The sequence below is a fragment of the Streptomyces sp. NPDC034670 genome (assembly GCF_055574875.1).
Genome location: NZ_JBVITR010000120.1, coordinates 1 through 3,384 on the forward strand (window position 1 = coordinate 1; position 3,384 = coordinate 3,384).

The following is a 3,384-nucleotide window of genomic DNA, read 5'->3' on the forward strand; positions in this document are numbered from 1 at the left end:
ACGGACGCTTCCTTCGTACTCGCCCTCGCGGGCTTTCCTCCGGGCGCTTTCCCTTCGGTCCTGCGTTTCCGACTCTACCAGACCTTTCCGGTCCGGTTTCCTCGGTGCTTTCCGGGGTCCCGCTTTCGCGTTTCCCTTTCCGGCGGCCCCGACTTTATCAGAACTTCCGGGGCGGATTGACCGACCTTCGCTTCTGATTCATCGGGAGGAGCTTCTCCGAAATCCGTGTTCCAGGAAGCTGGTAGATGTGACCGTCGCCCTCCGGGTCAGAACCCATCTCCAGGCAACTGTTTGAATCTACCTCCCCGCGGTCTCCGTGTCAACGGCTCCCGTGGGGGCGAAGAGGAGACTAGCAGCTGAACGGACCGTCGTGCACATCAGGCCGCCGTCGGGACGGTGGCGCTGCGCTCGGCTGCGTCCAGGTCCCCGGTCCCCCCGGCGCGTGCCGCACGTCCGCCCAGGACGTAGACGTAGACCAGGAAGGCCGCCTCGGCGACGACCCCGATGGTGATGCGTGCCCAGGTGGGCAGTCCCGAGGGGGTGACGAAGCCTTCGATCGCGCCGGAGACGAAGAGGACCAGAGCGAGGCCGATCGCCATGGCCAGGGCTGCTCGGCCCTCCTCCGCGAGTGCCGTGCGGCGGGTGCGGGGCCCCGGGTCGATGACGGTCCAGCCGAGGCGGAGGCCGGTTCCCGCGGCGACGAAGACCGCGGTCAGTTCCAGAAGGCCGTGGGGCAGGACGAGGCCGAGGAAGGTGTCGAGGCGGCCGGCGGAGGACATCAGGCCGAAGCCGACGCCCAGGTTGAGCATGTTCAGGAAGAGGATCCAGAGGACCGGCAGGCCCAGGAAGACGCCCAGGATCAGGCAGAGGGCGGCGGCCCACGCGTTGTTCGTCCAGACCTGGGCGGCGAAGGAGGTCGCGGGATGGCTCGAGTAGTACGTCTCGTACTGACCGCCGGGGCGGGTGAGCTCACGCAGTTCGTCGGGGGCCGCGATGGACGCCTGTACTTCGGGGTGGGTTCCTATCCACCAGCCGAGCAGTGCCGCGACGGCGACGGAGAGGAGGGCCGTGGGCACCCACCAGTGGCGTGACCGGTACACGGCCGCCGGGAAGCCGTGGACGAGGAAGCGGGTGGCGTCCTGCCAGGACGCGCGCCGGGCGCCCGTGACCGCGCTCCGTGCGCGTGCCACCAGCTGGCTGAGCCGGCCGGTCAGCCGGGGATCCGGTGCGGCCGACTGGATCAGGGAGAGGTGGGTGGCGGTGCGCTGGTAGAGGACGACGAGCTCGTCGGCTTCCGCACCCGTGAGACGGCGCTGCCGCCGGAGCAGGGCGTCGAGGCGGTCCCACTCCGCGCGGTGGGCGGAGACGAAGACGTCGAGGTCCATCGGTGTGCCTGCTCCTCGGCTGCTGGATCGATGATCTGCTTGATCAGCTCGTCGTACTGCGGTGCGATGTGTCCTCAGCTTGGCAGACTGGCGGTGTTCGGGGCAGGCCAGGAAAGGGCGGCGGGTGTGAGTGAGCTGGTGACGGGCGAGGCGGTGGCGTTGGAACTACGCCCCGCGAGGCTGCCCAGCAGGGCGCTGGCCGTGCTGCTCGACCTGGCGGCGGCCATGGCGGTCTACATCGTCGTGACCATCGCCCTGGTGGCTTCCACGGCTTCTCTGGACGAGGCGGCGCAGACGGCGCTGTCGATCGCGGTGTTCGTCCTCGTGCTGGTGGGCGCGCCGATCGCGGTCGAGACGCTCAGTCACGGGCGGTCGCTCGGGAAGATGGCGTGCGGGCTCCGGGTGGTGCGGGACGACGGGGGGCCGATCCGGTTCCGGCACGCGCTGGTGCGGGGGCTGCTCGGTGTGATCGAGATCCTGATGACGTTCGGGGTCGTGGCCTGCACCGCCTCTCTGGTGTCGGCCCGTGGCCGGCGCCTCGGGGACGTGTTCGCGGGGACCCTCGTCGTGCGGGAGCGGGTACCGGTCGGACGGGACGGCTTCGTACCGCCGCCGCCTCCGTGGCTGGCCGGGCGGTTCTCGGGGCTCGACCTGTCGGCGGTGCCCGACGGTCTGTGGCTCGCCGTCCGGCAGTACCTGACGCGGATGGGGCAGCTGGATCCGCAGGTCGGCTGGACGATGGCGGAGCGGCTGGCGGCGGACCTGGCGGACCGTACGGGGGCTCCGGTGCCTCCGGGGGTGCCGCCGGCCGCGTATCTGGCGGCGGTGGTGCAGGAGCGGCAGGTCCGGGAGGCCCGCCGGGCCTTCGGCAGCGAGGCGGTCGCGGGGGGCGGTCCCGCCGGTCCCGCCGGACCGGCGGGGCCCTACTCCCCGCCCGCTCGTCCCCCCGCGGACGTGCCGCCGGACGTACGGCCGGCGGTTCCGTCGGCCGGTCCGCGGGCCGTGCCGCCCGGGGCGGCGTCGGCGCGTGCCTCCGCGGAGGACGTGGACGCGCCGGGGAGGGAGGACCCGGCCGGCGCGCAGCGGGACGCGGCACCGGCCGACCGTCCCTCGACGGGGTTCGTACCACCGTCGTAGGCCGCGCCTGGCCCGCCGTTCAGTCGAAGACCGACGGTGGTGACGCGAGGTCCTCCAGTTCGACTCCGGGGGCGGCGAGGACCACGTCCCCGGCGATGTGCACGGTGTGCCGCTCGCCGGTGTCCAGGGCTGTGACCTGGTACGCGTCCACGGTCAGGGGGCCGTTGTCAGTGGCGTGTGCTTCTCTTTCCACCAGTTGCCAGGACTGGTCCACGGTGCGCGGGGCGAGGACCGGGTCCGTGAAGGCGACGAGGCGTACGCGGGTGGCCGGTGCCGAGGGGGTGAGGCGCAGGAGACGGGTGGTAGCGACGAGGAACGCGGGGGACGAGCCGGTGAAGGCGTGGGCGCGCACATTGCCTTCGGTGGCGTGGGTCCCGGTGGGGTCCGTGCGGACCCAGGTGACGCCGTCGAGGGCGGCGCCGCGGACCTGCCAGCTCGCGGCGTGGAGTTCGAGGCGGAGGGGGCGGCCGAGGTCGTCGAGGGCGAGGTCGACCGAGCCCAGGTGATCGCCGGAGGGGGCGGTGAGCTGGGAGACGTAGCGCCAGCCGGAGGGGCCGGGGGCGCAGTGGAAGTGCTCTTCTGCGAGGGGGGTGCGATCGTGCGGATCGTGGAGCGAATAACGGCCGCGGGGCATGGGGGTCCTGGGTCGTGACGGGCTGGGCCGGCCGGGCGCCGGTCCACCGACGGGGCAGGCCCCCGGCACGGGGGTGCGGGGGCCTGCTTCGGAGGACCTGCTGCCGGGGAGCGCGTCCGGGGTGCGGACGCGCCCGCCCGGCGGGAGCGTGGGCTCAGTAGCGGTAGTGGTCGGGCTTGTACGGGCCCTCGACCTTCACCCCGATGTACTCCGCCTGCTCCGGGCGCA

The 3,384-nt window shown here is 72.5% G+C and carries 4 protein-coding genes; 1 reads left to right on the forward strand and 3 read right to left on the reverse strand.

All coding sequences use genetic code 11. From position 1 onward, the window contains the following. Positions 1 to 377: 377 nt before the first annotated feature. Entirely contained in the window at positions 378 to 1,385 is a 1,008-nt protein-coding gene (locus ACZ56B_RS32655) for a stage II sporulation protein M (protein WP_468798660.1), read from the reverse strand. 126 nt (positions 1,386 to 1,511) lie between these two features. Here ACZ56B_RS32655 and ACZ56B_RS32660 point away from each other — a divergent pair, with 126 nt between their 5' ends. Next, positions 1,512 to 2,522: an RDD family protein gene (locus ACZ56B_RS32660; protein ID WP_468798663.1), complete on the forward strand. Its 1,011-nt coding sequence runs from the start codon at positions 1,512 to 1,514 to the stop codon at positions 2,520 to 2,522. A gap of 19 nt (positions 2,523 to 2,541) precedes the next feature. On the opposite strand, the gene ACZ56B_RS32665 is transcribed toward ACZ56B_RS32660, so the two are convergent. Both ACZ56B_RS32665 and ACZ56B_RS32670 read right to left on the reverse strand, forming a co-directional pair. Further along, positions 2,542 to 3,156 carry a hypothetical protein gene (locus ACZ56B_RS32665; protein WP_468798666.1) on the reverse strand — a complete coding sequence of 205 codons (615 nt, stop codon included), beginning with the start codon at positions 3,154 to 3,156 and terminating at the stop codon, positions 2,542 to 2,544. A 154-nt stretch (positions 3,157 to 3,310) separates the two neighbouring features. Further along, on the reverse strand, positions 3,311 to 3,384 hold a 74-nt coding region (locus ACZ56B_RS32670), incomplete at its 5' end, for an adenosylhomocysteinase (protein ID WP_468798669.1).

Excerpts from the sequence above, each read along its gene's own strand:
- ACZ56B_RS32665 (WP_468798666.1), bottom strand. The coding sequence starts at position 3,156 with ATGCCCCGCGGCCGTTATTCGCTCCACGATCCGCACGATCGCACCCCC.
- ACZ56B_RS32655 (WP_468798660.1), bottom strand. The coding sequence starts at position 1,385 with ATGGACCTCGACGTCTTCGTCTCCGCCCACCGCGCGGAGTGGGACCGC.